Genomic DNA, 16,426 nt, shown 5'->3' with positions numbered 1-16,426 from the left:
ATTCCGGCATCAACAGGCGTTTCCTTTCACCCGATTAAGGGTTACTTTTGCGGAACAATTATCTGTTCTGTTATGAAGATACACCGCCGGCTTCTGGGCTTCGTCTGCTGCGGTCTGCTCCTGGCGGCCTGTTCGCCCAACCGCATCCACCAGCGGGAAGAATGGGGAAAATACTTTTCGGCAAATGGCGTTACCGGCTCCTTTATGCTGTACAACAACGCTTCGGGCGACTTCGATGTCTACAACCTGAAAGACATTCAGCAACGCAGCTCTCCCGCCTCCACCTTTAAGATCATGAACGCCCTTACCGGACTGGAAACCGGCGTGATCTCCGATACCAATATGGTCATCCCCTGGGACGGGGTTCCGCGCCAGGTGCCGGAATGGAACCAGGACCTCAGCATGGGCAATGCTTTCCGCTACTCCGCCGTTCCCTATTACCAGGAGGTGGCCCGGCGGATCGGCCGCAAGACCATGCAGCAATGGCTGGACTCCGTAAAGTACGGCAATATGATCATCGGGCCGCATATCGACAGCTTCTGGCTGGACAACAGCCTGCAGCTATCGCCGGACGAAGAGCTGGGCTTCATAAAGCAGCTCTATTTCAGCAAGCTTCCCTTCCAGGAACGCAGCCAGCGGCTGGTACGCGAGGTGATGCTGATGGAACAGACGTCCGGATACAAGCTCAGCTACAAAACGGGCTGGGAGACCCGCGTGGGAGACAGCAGCCGGCAAAACGGCTGGCTGGTCGGCTGGGAAGAGGAAAACAAGCACGTTTATTTCTTTGTCTTACACCTGGAAGGTCCGCCGGACCGGAAGGATTTCGGGGCTGTCCGTTTTAAGATATTCCATGCCATCATGGAAAAAGAAGGATTTTTCAAGGGGCAGAAGTAAGCGGCAGGGTTAAAATTTCCCTAAAAAATCAAAATCCATCCGGGCAACCTGCTGAAGAGGGTATATTTGTTTGTTTATGGTCCGTTTTCAACATAGCTTTTACCTGTACGGCCTGCTGCTGCTGATCGTGCTGCTGCTGGTATTTGTGGTGGCCGGATACCGCAGGCGCCGCTCCCTCCGCATGCTGGGCGACCTTTCGCTGGTGCAGCAGCTGCTGGGCGGATACTCCCGCCGCCGTTATGTCCTGAAGTTTGCTTTCCTGTTTCTCGCCTTCCTGTTTCTCGTGGTGGGCGCCGCCAACCTGCAGATCGGCAACCGGATGGAAAAGATCACGCGCAAGGGCGTGGACGTCATGATCGCCCTCGATGTCAGCAAAAGCATGCTGGCGCAGGATATACAGCCCAGCCGCCTGGACCGGGCCAAACAGCTGATCAGCCGCCTGCTGGACAAGATGAGCAACGACCGGGTGGGTCTCGTGGTATTTGCGGGCAACGCTTACCTGCAGATGCCCCTCACCGTCGACTACAGCGCCGCTAAAATGTACCTGGGCTCGGTGACGCCCGACATGATCCCCACCCAGGGCACCGCGCTGGACAAGGCCATCAGCCTCTGCCAGGAATCGTTCAACCAAAAGGAACGCAAGCACAAGGCCATTATCCTCATCTCCGACGGGGAAGACTGGGACAACAACGCCAACACGACGGCGAAGAAAGCGTATGAGGACGGCGTGGTTATCAATACGGTCGGCATCGGCTCGGCGCAGGGCGCTCCGATCCGGGACCCGGAAACCGGCGCCTACAAGAAAGATGCGCAGGGCAATGTAGTGGTGACCAAGCTCAACGAAACGGAGCTGCGCGCTATTGCCGCCGCAGCGCGCGGCGTATATGCGCGTCTCGATAATACCGACCAGGTAGCGGATGTCCTTGCCGGCAAGCTCAGCAGCATGGAAAAGAAAACCTACGGAGAAAACCTGTATACGGATTACGCCAGCTATTTCCAGTACTTCCTGGGGATCGGGCTGGTGCTGCTCCTGCTGGAATTCTTTATCCCCGACGGGATAAGGAAAACAGCATGGGGCTAAAGCGCGGAGCGGATCGCAAAAACAAGAGAGCCATGAAAAAGAACAGCAGAAACAAGCGCCGGGCGGGCCTGTCCCCCTTTGCCACAGGGTGGGTACCCGCGCTCTTGGGGCTGCCTGTCCTGCTGCTGCTAACAGCGGTAACTGCGCGGGGACAGTCGCCCAACAAGCTGATACGCGAAGGGAACCGGCAGTATGAGCAGCAGCACTTCCCCGATGCGGAAGCCAGCTATAAAAAGGCCCTGGCCAGGCAAAAGGATATGGCGCCCGGCATGTTTAACCTGGGCAATGCCCTTTACCGGCAGAAAAGATACAAGGAGGCCATGGAGCAATATGCGTCCAGCGCCAAAGCCACGCCAGGGGATAAGCAGGCGATGGCCGATGCGCAGTACAATATCGGCAACGCCCATATGGAGGGCAAAGACTGGCAGCAGAGCATCGACGCCTACAAAAAATCGCTGCTGCTGAACCCGGGGGATAAGCAGGCCCGGTATAACCTGGCTTATGCACAGGCCATGCTGAAGCAGCAGCAACAACAGAACAAAAACCAGAACCAGCAGAACAAGGATAAGAACAAAGACAAGGACCAGGACAAAAACCAGAACCAGCAGAATAAAGACCAACAAAAAAAAGATCAGCAGAACAAAGACCAGCAGGACCGGCAAAATAAGGACCAGCAGAACAAACAGCCCCAAAACCAGGATCAGCAAAACCAGGACCAGCGTCCGCAGCCTCAGCCCAGCCGCCTGACCCGGGAACAGGCCGAACAACTCCTCAACGCGCTGTCCCAGCAGGAGAAAAAGCTGCAGGATAAAAAAACCGAACAAAAGAAGGGCGTGCCGGTACAGATGGAAAAAGACTGGTAAGCGCGGACTTCCCGCCGGTCTGCGGGGTTTGTCGTAACTTTGTCCCGGTATTCTGCCGGTCATTTTTTCAAACAACCGCATGCAATCCTACTGCGAATCACTGACGCATTATCAACGGCTAAAGACCCTGGAGGTCCGGGTGGGCGACCTGTTGCTGGGCAACTTCCATCCCATCCGCATCCAGACCATGACCACCACCGATACCCTCGATACGCAGGCTACGGTGGAGCAGTCCATCCGCTGCATCGAAGCCGGCGCCGAGCTGGTCCGCATCACCGCCCCCAGTAAAAAAGAAGCCGAGAACCTCCGGAATATCCGCGACGAGCTGCGCCGGCGCGGCTACCACACCCCGCTGGTGGCCGATATACATTTTACCCCCAATGCCGCGGAGATCGCCGCGCGCATCGTCGAGAAGGTGCGGGTGAACCCCGGTAACTATGTCGATAAGAAAAAGTTCGAATTCATAGCCTATACCGATGCGGATTACCGCGCAGAAATAGACCGCATCCGGGAACGCTTTTCCCCCCTGGTGAAGATCTGTAAGGAATACGGCACCGCCATGCGTATCGGCACCAACCACGGATCGCTGAGCGACCGCATCATGAGCCGCTACGGGGATACTCCCATGGGGATGGTGGAAAGCGCCATGGAATTTCTCCGTATCGCCGAAGACCTCGGTTATTACAACATCGTGCTGAGCATGAAGTCCAGCAATCCCCAGGTGATGGTACAGGCCTACCGCCTGCTGATCCGGCAGATGCAGGAAGAGCTGGGACATTGCTATCCTCTCCACCTCGGCGTTACCGAGGCCGGGGACGGGGAAGACGGCCGCATCAAATCGGCCATCGGCATCGGCGCCCTGCTGGAAGACGGCATCGGGGACACCATCCGCGTATCGCTTACCGAAGAACCGGAATATGAGCTGCCCGTCTGCCGGGACCTTGTAAAAAGATATACTTCCATACAGACGGCGGCAACGGCGTTGCCGGTATCCGCGCCGGCCCTGCAGGCCGACGACGGTCAAACAGCCTCCCGGCTCGCCTACGACCCCTTCGCCTACCGGCGCCGGGACACTTTCCCGGTGGGGAACACCGGCGGAAAACAGGTGCCTGTCGTGGTCGCCGATTTTTCAGCGGCGGAGCTCAGCCCCGCCAACCTCCGCGCCGCCGGCTATACCTACGACGCGCCTACCGACAAATGGCATATCGGGGATGCCGCCGCCGATTACCTGTATACCGGCAACCGGTATCCCGCCTTTCCCCTGCCCGGCACCTTACGCATCCTCTGCGATGCCGTCGCCTGGGACGAGGCGCCCGACGCCGGAAAATGCTTCCCGCTGTTTACCCCCGAAACCTGGCTGGAAAAAGCATATCGCCCTTCCCCGCTGATGAATTTTATTACCGTGGACGTCTCCCGGCTGACGCCGGAAAGCTGGGAAGAGCTGTTGGCCGCCACGGATAAAAGCGTGATATTCTGCCTGCATGCTTCGGGCACGCCCGCCATGAGCGCGGTGCGGCAACAGATCAACGACCTGATGCTCCGCAAATGCGATAACCCCGTGATCCTGCGGGTGGAAAGCCGCGCCTCCACCGTGGACGAACAGCTGATCCATTTCGCTACCGAAGCGGGCGCCCTGCTGCTGGACGGCATGGGCGACGGCATCTGGCTCGAAAACCAGCCGGAAGGCATACGGCAACAGCGCGTGTCCGGCCGCACTTACCTCGAAGTAAAAGACAACCGCCAGTTCCTGAACAATACGGCCTTTTCCATACTCCAGGCCACCCGTACCCGCATCAGCAAAACGGAATATATCTCCTGCCCCTCCTGCGGACGCACCCTGTTCGACCTGCAGGAAACCACGGCAAAGATCCGCGAGGTCACCCATCACCTGAAAGGCGTGAAGATCGCCATCATGGGCTGCATCGTAAACGGCCCCGGAGAGATGGCCGACGCCGATTTCGGCTATGTGGGCAGCGGGCCGGGAAAGATCACCCTCTACAAGGGCAAGGAGGTGATCAAGCGGAACGTGCCCTCCGCCACCGCGGTGGACGAGCTGATCGACCTGCTGAAGGTGCACCGCGCCTGGACCGACCCGGCGTAAGCCACCCGCAGACGGCAGGCCCTGCCTTTCCCGTTCGCCTGCTGCCATTTCCCGCACACCGACGCCGCGGTATCCGTTCCTTGTCATCCGGAAATAAAAAATCTGCCGGCAACGGGAATCCCGCGCCGGCAGACCACCTAAAAGTCCTCTTTACGTCGTCTTACTGCTGTTCCTGAACCTGGCCTCCGCCACCCTGGTGACGGCCGCCACCGCGTCCACCCTGGCCGCGACGGCCCTGGAAACGGCTCCGGTTGCTCTGTTCCATTTCCTGGTACTGCTTGTACTGATCGGCGGTAAAGACGCCTTTCAGCTTCTTCTCCCGATCATCGCGAAGCGTCTTCATCTTATCCCGCATCCCCTGACGGTCGCCGGAAGATTTCCCCCACGCGTCGCCGATGGATTTGGCATAGGCATCGTTGATGGTTTTCACCTGCGCCTTCTGGGCGTCGGTAAGACCGGTCACCTTCTCGGTGATCATCTTGGTTTGCCGCTCCGACATCTTGGAGGGATCAAACTGCCGCTGCTGGGCAAAGCCCGTTTGCACGGCCAGCAAGGCAACCAGCGCAAGGCCGGCGATCTTGAACGGTGTTTTCATGTTGTTCTTTTTTGCGGTTTAAAAATCTGCCTGTGCTCCTTTCCGGATATGGCGGCATTTTGACTGCCGGCATGCGCACTTGTTTAACCGCCACATCCCGCAACCGGCCATTATTAACAATAATTAACAGAGCTGCATTGCCGGTCCCGGCTGCACCGCCCCCGCCCGCCGTTTTCGATTGAAAAAAAACTTCCGGCCCTTAGCGCCGTGCAAATAGCTTGCGCCGCTTTCCCTTACATTTGTAACATGAGCATACTCCGCGAACAGCTAACTGCCGGCTTCGAAAAGATCTACCGGCAGCTCAACGAACAACAACGCCGCGCGGTAGACCATCTGGAAGGTCCCGTGATGGTCATCGCCGGTCCGGGCACGGGCAAGACGCAGCTCCTGGCCGCCCGTATCGGCAGGATCCTGCAGGAGACCGACGCGCTGCCGGAGAACATCCTCTGCCTCACCTATACCGACGCCGGCGCAGTGGCCATGCGGCAGCGCCTGCAAAGCTTTATCGGCGCCGAAGCCTACCGCGTCAACATCCATACCTTTCACGCCTTCTGTAACGACATCATCCAGGACAACCGTACGCTGTTTGAAAAAAACAGCCTGGAGCCGGTCTCCGAGCTGGAGCGTATCGAGCTGATCAAGACCATCGTCGACGGGCTGGACAAGGACAATCCCCTGAAGCGGTACCGCGGGGACGCCTATTTTGAGATATCCAACCTGAAGAACCTCTACAGCGATATGAAACGGGAGGGATGGGATGCCGCCTTCATCAAAACAGGCATCCGGGAATACCTGGAAGACCTGCCCAACCGGGAAGCTTTTATCTATAAAACCTCCCGCGCCGGCAAGTACAACAAAGGCGATCTTAAACAGGAGGCCATCGAAAACGAAAAGGATAAGATGGCCCGCACCGCCGCCGCCGCAGATACCTTCGTCATCTACCAGGAGCTGCTGCACCGCCACAACCGGTACGATTTTGAAGACATGATCAACTGGGTGCTGACGGCCTTCCGCGAACATCCCTACCTGCTGGCCCAGTGCCGGGAACAATACCAGTACATCCTGGTGGACGAGTACCAGGATACCAGCGGCTCTCAAAATGCGCTGGTATCTGCGCTGCTGGGCGACGATCCCACGCCGAACATCTTCGTGGTAGGCGACGACGACCAGTCCATCTACCGCTTCCAGGGCGCCAACGTGGTCAACATGCTCAACTTTGCCCAGGCTTACGCCCCGGTCCTCTATACCATAGTGCTGACCGAAAACTACCGTTCGGTGCAGCCCGTTCTCGACGTGTCCAGGGCCCTGATCGGGCACAACGAAGAGCGGCTGGTCAACAAGCTGCCCGGCCTGGAGAAAGTGCTGAAGGCCGCGCACCCGGACCGCATGCACGATCTTACCGTACCACGGTTATGTATATACGCCAATCCCTTTCAGGAGATGGCCGGCCTGGCCGGCGAACTCGAAAGCCTGATCCGGGAGCAGGGCGTGCCGCCGGAGCACATCGCCGTCATTTACCGGGAAAACAAGTACGGGGAAGCGCTGAGCCGCTTTCTGCAGATGAAGGACATCCCGGTATATGCCAAAAGAAAACAGGATCTTTTCAAAGAGCCGCTGGCCGTAAAGCTGCTGACCCTGCTGCGGTATATCGCGGCCGAAACCGAAGTGCCCTACAGCGGGGACGGCCTGCTTTTCGAGATCCTGCATTACGACCTCTACGGGGTACCCCCCGTGGAGGTGGCGCGCCTGAGCGTGGAGGTGGCCGAGAAAAGCTTCCGCGAAAAGACCTCCCTGCGCGCCTACCTGCAGGACTGGCTGAAGACCCGTAACCCCACCCTCTTTGAACAGCGTCCCCATGAAGCGCTCTTCGAGGTGGCCCGTAAGCTGGAAGGCTGGATCGGGGCCGCCTTCAACACTACGCTGCAGGAGCTAACGGAGCGGGTGATCCGGGAGGGTGGCTTTCTGCCCCATGTGCTGCAGAGCCCCGATAAGGTATGGCTGATGCAGGTGCTGAGCGCAGTCTTCGATTTTGTGAAGGCAGAAACCCGGCGCAACCCCGAGCTCAACATCGGGGGGCTGGTCCGCACCCTGGACCTGATGGAGCGCAACGGCCTGCCGGTGGCCATCAACCGCATCCTGGGCAACGAGCACGGGGTGAACCTGCTCACCGCACACGGCGCCAAGGGCCTCGAGTTCGAGTACGTCTTCCTGGCCGGCGGCAACGCCACCAACTGGGAAAAGAAAAGAAAGCCTTCCTCGGGGTATACCCTCCCGGATACCCTGCTGGAAACGCCGGCAAAATACCAGGAGGAAGAAGAGCTGCGACGCCTGTTTTTCGTAGCCGTTACCCGCGCCCGGCGGCACCTCTCCATCTCCTGGTGCCGGGAGAACAACGAGGGGAAAGCGCTGGAGCCGTCCCGCTTTATCGCCGAGCTGCGGGAAGGGTCCGACCTGCCGGAAGAAACGGTGACGCCCGACAGCAACCGGCTCGCCGACTTTGCCGCGCTGGAGTTCACCGCCGCCGCGCCCCGCATCAGCGCCGAAGGACAGGAATGGATAGACCGCCTGCTGGATAAGTTCGTGATGAACGTCACCGCGCTGAACAACTACCTGGACTGCCCTCTGAAATTTTATTACAACAACCTGCTGCGGGTACCCTCCGGCCGCTCCGAGGCCACCGAGTTCGGCTCCGCCGTCCACCATGCCCTCGAACGCCTTTTCCTGAAAATGCAGGAAAGCGAAGACCGCAGCTTCCCCGCCGAAGAGGTCCTGCTGAACGACTTCCGCTGGTTTATGCACCATCACCGCGAAAGCTTCACCCGCGAAGCCTATGCGCGCCGCATGGAATACGGGCAGGACATCCTGCGCCACTATTACCAGCAGTATGCCGCCGGCTGGAACAAGGTAGTCAGCATAGAGCTAAACGTCCGCCATGTGGTGGTGGACGGCATCCCGCTGAAGGGTAAGCTGGACAAGCTGGAATTCAACGGCAACGCGGTGAACGTAGTGGATTACAAAACCGGCAACTACGAACGCAAGGGCACCCGGGAAAAGCTGCTGCCGCCGAATGAAAAAAATCCCCTGGGGGGCGACTACTGGCGGCAGGCCGTATTCTACAAGCTGCTGCTGGATCATTACAAGCTCAAGGACTGGCGCGTGGCCAGCACCGAGTTCGACTTTATAGAGCCCAACAAAAAGAAGGAATATTACAAGCACCGCATCGACATCACGGCGGAAGATACCGCCACCGTGCTGTCGCAGGTGAAGACCGTCTGGCAGCAGATCCGGCAGCGGGAATTTTATACCGGCTGCGGCAAGCCGGACTGCCACTGGTGCCATTTCACCAGCACCCATCACCAGCAGCTGGAAACCGAAGACGCAGAAACCGAATAGGGAGCAACGGACAATTGGCTGAACAGTAGTATGTTTGCATAAATTTGCCTGAAGGGAATGCAACGTGCCGCGATCTATTTATGCTTACTGCTCTTTCTGCTGGGGGCCTTCAGCCGCTGTGCCCAGATCGTGGCGCCCACCGGTGGCCCCAAGGACACCATCGCTCCCCGGCTCACCGCTACGGTACCGCCGGACTCCTCCCTGCATTTCACAGCCAAAAAGATCAGCCTCACCTTCGACGAATATGTGCAGCTCCAGAACCTGCAGGAGCAGATGATCGTGACGCCCTACCCCAAGCACCAGCCGGTGGTGACCTCCAAGCTGCAGAACATCGCCATCAGCATCAAGGATACCCTGCAACCCAATACCACCTATACGATCAACCTCGGAAGCGCGGTGCAGGATATCAACGAAGGCAATCCCGCGGAAGACTTCCAGTACGTGTTTTCCACGGGCGATTACCTGGACTCGCTACAGATATCCGGAAGACTTTTCGATGCCGCCACCGGCAAGACCGACAGCAATGTGGTGGTGATGCTCTACACCCGGACGGACGACGACTCGGTCGTGCTCCGCGAAAAGCCGGTATACTATACCCGCAGCAAAAGCGGCGGCCGCTTCCGCCTGCGTAACCTGCCCCACGGCACCTACAGGGTATTTGCCCTCAAAGATGCCAACAACGATCTGCAGTACAACGACTCCACCGAGGCCATCGCTTTCCTGAACGACTCCCTTCGGCTGGACCACTCCGACAGCCTCGACCTGTACCTGTTCAAGGAAAAAGAAGCCGTCCCCGCGCCGGATACCAGCGAGGCCGCCAAAAAAGACACCCTCACCTACAGCGTTGCGCTGGACGAAGGTAAACAGGAGCTGCACAACCCCCTCTATATCCGCTTCTCAAGACCGCTGCAGCAGTACGACAGCAGCGGGGTCACCCTGCTGGAAGATACCCTGCTGCGCCCCGTGACGCCCGTATTCAGCCTGGACGACTCCACCCATAAGACGCTGTCGGTGGACTGGAAATGGAAGGAGGAAATGCCCTACCGCCTGCTGCTGAAGGCCGGCTTCGCCACCGATACCGGGGGACTGAAACCGCCCAAGGCCGACACCCTTTCCTTTACCACCAAAGGCGCTTCCGATTACGGATCGCTGATCCTGCATTTCACCCATGCCGATACCGCGCATCCTTATGTGCTGCAGCTGGTGCAGGAAGACAAGGTGGTAAAGGCCGCCCCGCTCACCGGGAAGGACTGGAAGATGGAAAACCTCAAACCGGGTAGCTACAACGTACGGGTGCTCGAAGACGATAACCGCAACGGGGTATGGGACCGGGGACGCTACTACGGCGAAAAAAAGCAACCCGAACGGGTGATCCCCCTGCAGCCCGATTTCAATGTAAGGGCCAACTGGGACAACGACTTCCCCGGGCTGCTGTGGATCACCGATCCGCAGCCGGCAGACAGCACCGCTGCGGGAACGGACAGCACCGCTGCGGGACGATAAAATGAGGCTTACCTTTACGCTATGATTTTTTCATCTGTTTTGATCGAAGAGGCCGTAAACGAATTTGCCCGTCTGCCGGGCATAGGCCGGAAAACCGCGCTGCGGCTGGTGCTGCACCTGATGAAGCAGGATGAGGCCCAGGTGAGCCGCTTCAGCGAAACCATCGCCCGCATGCGGCGGGATATCCGGTTCTGCCGGACCTGTCATAATGTTTCCGATGCGGAGGTCTGCAGCATCTGCAAAAATCCCTCGCGGCACCGGGAAACCATCTGCGTGGTGGAAAATATCCGCGACGTCATGGCCATAGAAAGCACGCAGCAGTACAACGGCGTATACCATGTGCTGGGCGGCATCATCTCCCCGCTGGACGGGGTAGGGCCGGAACAGCTTTATATCGATACCCTGGTGAAAAGAGTCGCGGAGGGCGGCGTGAACGAGGTCATCATGGCCATCAGCCCCACCATCGAAGGAGATACCACCATCTTTTTCCTGTCCAAAAAGCTGAGGGACTTCCCGGTAAAGATCACCACCATCGCCCGGGGCATCGCCTTCGGCGGTGAGCTGGAGTACGCCGATGAGATGACCCTGGCCCGCTCCCTCTCGAACCGCCTGCCGCTGGAGAACTACGTACGCGAAAGATCGGCATAGACCGGGGCAAGTTGAGCAGGCAGACCGATATTGAGTGGGCCAGCGTATCTTTCTACCTTTGCCAGCCTTTTTCCGTAAAAAGGATAACCGGTCAATTTGCGAAGAATATCTTAATTATTCTCCGCATTTTTGCGAAAAAAACATTGATCCGCATCCTTATTAAAAAAGCGGCTACCGTCCTGCTTTTACTTACTTTCTGCACGGCGCTGCAAGCCCAGTCCTCCCGTTATATATTTGTCAACACCGCTCCGGGCCGCAGCTGGTCGGTGGCTCATCCTTCCACCTTCAACCGGCAGATCATTGATGAGATCATCGAAGGCGTCGGCACCCGCGGCAATGCGGAGCTCCGCGTCGGCATCTCCTTTGTCTTTGATTTCCTGCGCGCCGACCTCGACTCCGTAGCGGCCAGCCTCGACCGGTTCATGGCCCTGAGCCGGCAGACGGGCATTCCCATCCTGATCAACCTGGACGGGGTCAATTGGTGGGGGGCGCGGCCGGACCTGTGGAACTGGTGGGACCCCTCCGCCCCCGGCTATAACCCGGCCAACCGCCGGAACGTGGAATGGAGCGGCTGGAGCGACTCCCTGGCGGTAAAGATCTGCTGGCGCAACTGGGGTGCGCAGCTCAGGGTGCTGCCGGCCCCCAACCTGTCCAGCCCCGCGGTGCTGGCTGCCCATATCGCTGCACTACAACAGCTCATTCCCCGTATCGTAAAATGGTATAACCAGCTGCCGGCGGACCGCAAATACTTGCTGGGCGGTGTGAAGCTGGGTCACGAGACCAGCATCGGCGTCAACGCGTATTACTATAAAAAGGGTAACCGCTACCTGGAGCAGCGGCCCCACGATCCCGGCCTGGACCCGCTCGAAAGCTTTCAGGCCGGCGCCGGGCTCAGCGGGGGACTGGCACAGCTTGGCTATGCCGCCGTCAGCACTGCCGGCATCGCCCATCAGGGAAGGATCACCCGGGAAGATATTGCCAGGGTGGTCTATCATTATCTGGATACCGTTTGCCAGACGGCCTGCCACCTGGGCCTGCCCCGGGAGCTGATCTACACCCACCAGGGCGATACCTATGCCCCCTGGCATGAGCACCTGAGCTTTGCCGCAGCGGCCAATGCCTGGTCGCGCCCCGGCTGGAGCTTCTACAGCGTAGACCCCGCCACCGCGGGCGACCTGGGAGACGTGCTGGACCGCCGGGAGCATCCCGGCTGGGCGGCAGTAGAATGGTGGTGGCCCGGCGAAACGGAACCCGAATGGAGCAGCCACCTGCTGCAGACCCTTACCTACAAGGACTGTCGCTTCCTGGATATCTACAACTGGGAGAACATGCTCGAAAAAAGCGCCGACGGACGGGCGGCCATCCGCCGCGTGGCCGGCATGCTGCAGAAACGCTATGCCAGGTAATCGGCTGCTTTCCCCGGCTTATCCCGGCCGGGGCCGGACGCCGGGCGGGGTGATATTTCACCGGCGGGCGGGCAGTTTATCCGCACCAGGGAATCCTGCATAGATATTGGCTGGTCATTGCGCAGGCTCCGTTCAGGATATTTTATCTGCACCACGGGATCCTGCACGGGAGCCGGCGCCGTATCACTGCTGCAGCACTTTGCGCAGCGCCGGCCACAGGAAGGTCTCATAGGGCGGGCAGGCGCCGGCCTTCCCCGCCACATAGCCGCCCAGCAGGATACCGGCCTGCAACGCAGCGGCCGGGTCAATACCCAGGAGATAGCCGTGGATAAATCCCGCCAGGAAAGCGTCGCCGGCGCCGATGGTATCGGCGACATCCACCGGAGCGCCCGGCTGCCGGAAGAACCGGCCTTCCTGCCAGAACAGGGCGCCTGCTGCGCCGAGGGTCAGACATATGGCCTTACAGTCCAGCGCCGCGGCCAGGGCCTCCAGCCCCGTTTCCGGCGAAGGCGGCAGCCCCAGGTCGCCGGCGATACGCGCATATTCTTCCGCATTCAGCTTTAGCATATCCGCCATCCGGAACAGGGGCATCATCGTCGCCGTATCGTAATGCGGCTCCCGGATATTGACGTCCATGATCTTCAGGGCCTCCGGGGCAGACGACAGCGCGCCCAGCAAGGCATTGCGGCTGTGTGCATCGCGGTTGGCGAGGGTGCCGTAGACTACGGCGGCAGCCTTCCCCGCCGCCGACTGCAGCGCCGGGGTCAGGCGGATGGCATCCCAGGATACGGGCTCGGGGATGCGGTACCGGGTATCGCCCGCGCTGTCCTGCCACACTTCTACCAGGCAGGTAGGCAGCTTCTCATCTTCCTGCATCAGGGGCGACCAGAGGCCTTTTTCCCGGAGAAAGCCGGTGAGCTTTTCCCCGCGTTCGTCCCTGCCGGTACGGCTGGCCATGCGCGCGTCCCGCCCGAGCTGCCGGAGATGATAGGCCACGTTCATGGGCGCCCCGCCGGGGACCGGACCGGAGGGAAGCTGGTCCCAGAGGACCTCTCCGAAACAGATGATGCCGTTACCGGCTTGCGGTTGGTTTTTCATAAATATATTTCTGCTAAAAAAGCCGGTGCCGCGGTTCCCGGCAGGGCCGGGCCATTACGACAGACCGTCGGTTCGCGGGGTTACCCGGGCGGCTCCGCCCGCGGTTCGCGGGCCGGACCCGGCCTGATGAAGGATGGGACCGGGACTCAGCCGCGCACCTGCTCAAACGCCTGCTGCAGATCGTCCTTGATATCCTCGATATGCTCGGTGCCCAGCGATACACGCAGCAGTCCGGGCTCCACGCCGGCCGCTTTCTGGTCGGCCTCCGACAGCTGCTGGTGGGTGGTGGTGGAGGGGTGGATGATCAGTGTGCGGACATCGCCGACATTGGCCAGGTGATAGATCAGCTTCAGGTGGCTGATAAAGGCATCGGCGGTCTCTTTCCCGCCTTTTATCTTGAAGGAAAGCACGCCCCCGAAACCGTTGCGCAGGTATTTTTTGGCCCGCTCGTGATTCGGCGTGCCGGGCAGCCCCGGATAATTCACATATTCCACCTGGGGGTGCTGCTGCAGCCATTCGGCCAGCGCCAGGGCGTTGTCCACCGTGCGCTGCACCCGCAGCGAGAGCGTCTCCAGCCCCTGGATGAAATAAAACGCGTTCTGCGGGGAAAGCGCCGGACCGAAGCTCCGCAGGCCGCCCACACGGGCCCGGATGATATAGGCGATATTTCCAAAGGGACTGCCCTCGCCGAACACTTCCCAGAACTTCATGCCGTGATAGGCCTCATCCGGCTCGGTGAACTGCGAAAACTTCCCGTTCCCCCAGTTGAAGTTGCCCCCGTCCACGATCACCCCGCCGATGCTGTTGCCGTGCCCGCCGATCCACTTGGTGGCCGCCTGTACCACTACATTGGCCCCGTGCTCGATCGGACGGCACAGGTAACCGGCCGCGGCGAAGGTGTTGTCCACCACCAGCGGGATATCGTGCTTCCGTGCAATGGCCGCCAGCTTTTCAAAATCGGGGATCACAAAACCCGGGTTGCCGAGGGTTTCCATATAGATCGCCCTGGTATTTTCATCGATCTTTTCTTCAAAGCTCTCGGGCCGCTCCAGGTCCGCAAAACGCGCGTCGATGCCCAGGCGTTTGAAAGAAACACGGAACTGGTTATACGTTCCGCCGTAGAGATAGGAAGAGGTGACAAAATTATTGCCGGGCAGCAGTATATTCTGCAGGGCGATGAACTGGGCTGCCTGCCCCGAAGCTACCGCCAGCGCGGCCACACCGCCTTCGAGGGCGGCCACCCTTTTTTCCATCACATCCGTAGTGGGGTTCATGATGCGGGTATAGATATTCCCGAACTGCTTCAGCTGGAAAAGATCAGCGGCATGCGCTGCATTGTCGAAGACAAAGGAAGTGGTCTGGTAAATGGGTACGGCAGCCGCATGCGTCGTGGGCTCGGGCGAATAGCCGGCATGGATCTGCAGGGTTTCGAAGCGTAATTTTTTTTCTGCCATGACTGAACTTTATTTTATAAAAGTGATAAAAGAATAGCGCTAAGCTAAAAGGAGGGCTTCAAGGTCTACAAACTTAGTGGACTTTCACATAAAAACCAATGCCGGGCGGAGAAAATGTGCCCCTTTCGGTTTTTCGGGCGTTTTTCCTAACTTTGCAGGATCAACAGGCGGATTTTCCCGTGTCCCGCTCCCGGCCCGATCGCAAGGCCGGCGCCGCGGCGGCCGGGAGAACCAACCCAGCTTCTTCGAGTCCCCCCATGCGGCATGCCGTATTACTTCAGGAGGTTGGTTTGTTTATTGTTCGGCCTGCAAACAACAGAACTAATAAACGAAGGATTTCCATATGCAAACCATCACCGATTGTCTGGAGGATCGTATCCTCGTCATGGATGGCGCCATGGGCACCATGATCCAGCAATACCAGCTTACCGAAGCGGATTACCGCGGAGAGCGGTTCAAAGACTGGCCTTCCGACCTGAAGGGCAACAACGACCTGCTGAGCCTTACCCGCCCGGATGTGATCAGGGCCATCCACAGCGCCTACCTGGAGGCGGGCGCCGACATTATTGAAACCAATACCTTCAGCTCCACCGCCATCGCGCAGGCCGACTATGGCATGCAGGAGCTGGCCTACGAGCTGAATGTGGCCTCCGCCCGGCTGGCGCGGGAAGCCCTAAAAGCTTTCCGCGACAGCACGGGGAGCCTGCCCGGAAAACCGGGCTGGGGCGGCGCCATAGCCGGCGCCATCGGACCGCTGAACAAAACGCTGTCGCTCTCCCCGGATGTCAACAACCCCGGCTACCGGGCGGTGACCTTCGAGGAGGTGGCGGAGGCCTACTATACCCAGGTAAAAGGGCTGGCCGAAGGCGGCGTGGACCTGCTGCTGATCGAGACCATCTTCGACACGCTCAACTGCAAGGCCGCCATCTATGCCATCAAAAAATACTTCCGCGACAGCGGGAAGCCCGCGCTGCCGATCATGATCTCCGGCACCATCACGGATGCTTCGGGCCGCACCCTCAGCGGGCAGACCCTCGAAGCTTTTTACGTTTCCGTCATGCATGCCCGCCCCCTGTCTGTAGGGCTGAACTGCGCGCTGGGCGGCGCCCAGATGCGCCCCTATATCGAGGAGCTGTCCGGCATCGCCTCCTGCTATGTCAGCTGCTACCCCAACGCCGGGCTGCCCAATGCCATGGGCGAATATGACGAGCAACCGGCGGAAACCGCGGGCACGCTGGGTGAATTTGCCCGGGCCGGATTTCTGAACATCGTAGGGGGATGCTGCGGTACAACGCCGGAGCATATACGCACCCTTGCGGCCACCGTCCGCGGTCTGGCCCCCCGGAAACTTCCCGAAACGGCAGCAACGCTGCAGTAAGACAAGATGATT

General features: G+C 59.4%; 12 protein-coding genes. 9 read left to right on the top strand and 3 right to left on the bottom strand.

The window, feature by feature from the left end; translation table 11 throughout:
- The first annotated feature begins 72 nt into the window (after positions 1-72).
- The 4 genes from blaOXA to ispG all read left to right on the top strand — a co-directional run bounded on the left by blaOXA (position 73) and on the right by ispG (position 4,939).
- Positions 73-894: a class D beta-lactamase gene (gene blaOXA / locus ABD851_RS15020; RefSeq protein ID WP_344980736.1), complete on the top strand. Its 822-nt coding sequence runs from the start codon at positions 73-75 to the stop codon at positions 892-894.
- A gap of 76 nt (positions 895-970) precedes the next feature.
- Positions 971-1,975, top strand: a complete 1,005-nt coding sequence (locus tag ABD851_RS15015) for a VWA domain-containing protein (RefSeq protein ID WP_344980734.1) — start codon at positions 971-973, stop codon at positions 1,973-1,975.
- Positions 1,976-2,007: 32 nt separating this feature from the next.
- Entirely contained in the window at positions 2,008-2,838 is an 831-nt protein-coding gene (locus tag ABD851_RS15010) for a tetratricopeptide repeat protein (RefSeq protein WP_344980732.1), read from the top strand.
- Between the two features lie 79 nt (positions 2,839-2,917).
- The gene (gene ispG / locus ABD851_RS15005) at positions 2,918-4,939 is read left to right on the top strand and encodes a (E)-4-hydroxy-3-methylbut-2-enyl-diphosphate synthase (RefSeq protein ID WP_344980730.1); all 2,022 of its coding nucleotides are present in this window, start codon (positions 2,918-2,920) and stop codon (positions 4,937-4,939) included.
- Positions 4,940-5,099: 160 nt separating this feature from the next.
- Here the strand turns inward: ispG and ABD851_RS15000 are convergent, their stop codons facing one another.
- Complete coding sequence (locus ABD851_RS15000) at positions 5,100-5,534, bottom strand: hypothetical protein (protein ID WP_344980728.1); 435 nt, start codon at positions 5,532-5,534, stop codon at positions 5,100-5,102.
- A gap of 246 nt (positions 5,535-5,780) precedes the next feature.
- Here ABD851_RS15000 and ABD851_RS14995 point away from each other — a divergent pair, with 246 nt between their 5' ends.
- From ABD851_RS14995 to ABD851_RS14980, 4 genes are all read left to right on the top strand, one after another.
- Positions 5,781-8,927, top strand: coding sequence for an ATP-dependent helicase (locus ABD851_RS14995; RefSeq protein WP_344980725.1), 3,147 nt, complete (start codon positions 5,781-5,783; stop codon positions 8,925-8,927).
- A gap of 57 nt (positions 8,928-8,984) precedes the next feature.
- Positions 8,985-10,430: an Ig-like domain-containing protein gene (locus tag ABD851_RS14990; protein WP_344980723.1), complete on the top strand. Its 1,446-nt coding sequence runs from the start codon at positions 8,985-8,987 to the stop codon at positions 10,428-10,430.
- Positions 10,431-10,451: 21 nt separating this feature from the next.
- On the top strand, positions 10,452-11,078 hold the full coding sequence (recR, locus tag ABD851_RS14985; protein WP_344980721.1) for a recombination mediator RecR: 627 nt from the start codon (positions 10,452-10,454) through the stop codon (positions 11,076-11,078).
- Between the two features lie 143 nt (positions 11,079-11,221).
- Complete coding sequence (locus ABD851_RS14980; RefSeq protein WP_344980719.1) at positions 11,222-12,484, top strand: hypothetical protein; 1,263 nt, start codon at positions 11,222-11,224, stop codon at positions 12,482-12,484.
- 183 nt (positions 12,485-12,667) lie between these two features.
- Here the strand turns inward: ABD851_RS14980 and ABD851_RS14975 are convergent, their stop codons facing one another.
- Positions 12,668-13,582: a PfkB family carbohydrate kinase gene (locus ABD851_RS14975; RefSeq protein WP_344980717.1), complete on the bottom strand. Its 915-nt coding sequence runs from the start codon at positions 13,580-13,582 to the stop codon at positions 12,668-12,670.
- Positions 13,583-13,728: 146 nt separating this feature from the next.
- The gene (locus ABD851_RS14970) at positions 13,729-15,036 is read right to left on the bottom strand and encodes an O-acetylhomoserine aminocarboxypropyltransferase/cysteine synthase family protein (RefSeq protein ID WP_344980715.1); all 1,308 of its coding nucleotides are present in this window, start codon (positions 15,034-15,036) and stop codon (positions 13,729-13,731) included.
- A gap of 343 nt (positions 15,037-15,379) precedes the next feature.
- On the opposite strand from ABD851_RS14970, the gene ABD851_RS18055 reads away from it, so the two are divergent.
- Entirely contained in the window at positions 15,380-16,414 is a 1,035-nt protein-coding gene (locus ABD851_RS18055; RefSeq protein ID WP_425549957.1) for a homocysteine S-methyltransferase family protein, read from the top strand.
- Positions 16,415-16,426 lie beyond the last annotated feature (12 nt).

Source organism: Compostibacter hankyongensis (assembly GCF_039541075.1).
GTDB lineage: Bacteria > Bacteroidota > Bacteroidia > Chitinophagales > Chitinophagaceae > Compostibacter > Compostibacter hankyongensis.
This window is presented reverse-complemented; position numbering and strand designations above follow the sequence as displayed.